Here is a 1,441-nt window from a genome sequence, read left to right as displayed (position 1 = left end):
CCGGGATGTTCGGTCTCGGCGCCGGCTGGGCGAACGTTCCGGTGTTGAACCTCCTGATGGGCGCGCCGCTTAAGATCTCGGTGGCGACCAGCAAGTTCCTGCTGTCCATCACCGACACCTCGGCCGCTTGGGTTTATCTTAATTCCGGCGCCTGTCTGCCCCTGATTGTGGTGCCTTCGGTCATCGGCATCATGCTCGGTTCCCTCGTGGGTGTCCGTATTATTGCGGTAACCAAACCGAAAGCCGTGCGGTGGATCGTTATCGTCATGCTGTTCGTCGCCGGCACCAAGCCTTTATACGACGGCATCAAGCTATTGAGAAGCTAGGAGGGTGAATAACATGGCAGAGCCACAATTAGAAAAGCAGACAGCCGAAGCCGCGCCGGAGCAAATAGTGTATGCCAACATCCTCAACGTAGGAATGATTACCGGCATAGTTCTTTTAGTGATAACCTTTCTGTTGTACGTGAGCGGAATGGTCAAACCGCTGATTCCGCCGGAACAGATTCCGCTGCTCTGGAAGGGAAAGGCCCACGAGTTCCTGGTCGCAACGGGAGGGCCCAACGGCTGGGGTTGGGTGAGTTACCTCGGCAAGAGCGATTATTTGAACTATGTCGGCATCGCCCTGCTGGCGCTTCTGTCGGTTCTCGGTTACCTGGTGCTGTTGCCGGCGTACATTCGGAAAAAAGACAATGTTTACGCGCTTCTGGTAATAGCCGAGGTGATTGTTCTTTCGCTGGCGGCTGCGGGAATAGTCAAAGGCGGACATTAGTTACAACGAAAGAAAAGTCGCTTACGCAAAAAAAGGGCCGGCTGGACCGGCCCTTTTTTTACTTATAAAGCAGGCCAAGCTTCAAGAACGGGTATGGTACAAAAGGAAGGGCGCATTTTTTTATAATAATAGGAAATTGTCGAAACATATCTTATTGATGAATATTCGAACAATGTAAATAAGCGCGGGGTTTGCGAGATCACTCGGGAAAGAGCAGCGTTAGACGGTAATGGTCATTGTTTAAGGTAAGGTGTAAAGGGTGGCAGTTTCACTTCTTGTTGTAAAATGTTCCGAACGTTGGTATATTAATTATAATATGTATCCGCTAAAAACCAGTTAAAGAGGAGGTGGTATTGGACAAAGGGCGTGGAACGTGGAAAAGGTCAATTGGTTAATTTTCGTCCTATTATGTACTTTGTATCACATACCAATTAGTTAAAGACAGAATAGAGAGAGATAGAATCGGTATTTTAGATCGTCCATACTACCACGATAAGGGAGAAATGGATATGTTCGAAATTATTCCAGCGAGCGCGGTGGCCTTGGCCCACGTCGCCTCGGCGGCGCCGGAAGCCATGTCTACCGCCGCAACCGCAGCGGGCGCAAGCAGCACCACCGCCTGGTGGGTATGGCCCGTACTCTTATTGGTTTCCACGTTTATTATCGGTAT

General features: G+C 50.1%; 2 protein-coding genes. Both read left to right on the top strand.

The window, feature by feature from the left end; genetic code table 11:
• The coding region (locus AB1500_13120) for a sulfite exporter TauE/SafE family protein (protein MEW6184087.1) at positions 1-326 on the top strand (326 nt) is incomplete at its 5' end.
• A gap of 13 nt (positions 327-339) precedes the next feature.
• Positions 340-771: a hypothetical protein gene (locus AB1500_13115; GenBank protein ID MEW6184086.1), complete on the top strand. Its 432-nt coding sequence runs from the start codon at positions 340-342 to the stop codon at positions 769-771.
• The last annotated feature ends 670 nt before the right edge of the window (positions 772-1,441 follow it).

The organism is Bacillota bacterium, assembly GCA_040755295.1.
Taxonomy (GTDB): Bacteria; Bacillota; Desulfotomaculia; order Desulfotomaculales; family Ammonificaceae; genus SURF-55.
The sequence above is the reverse complement of the archived record's forward strand: the minus strand, read 5'-3'. Positions and strand labels throughout refer to the sequence as shown.

What these genes read in the sequence shown, in the direction of transcription:
- AB1500_13115 (MEW6184086.1), top strand. Translation starts at nt 340, where the DNA reads ATGGCAGAGCCACAATTAGAAAAGCAGACAGCCGAAGCCGCGCCGGAG.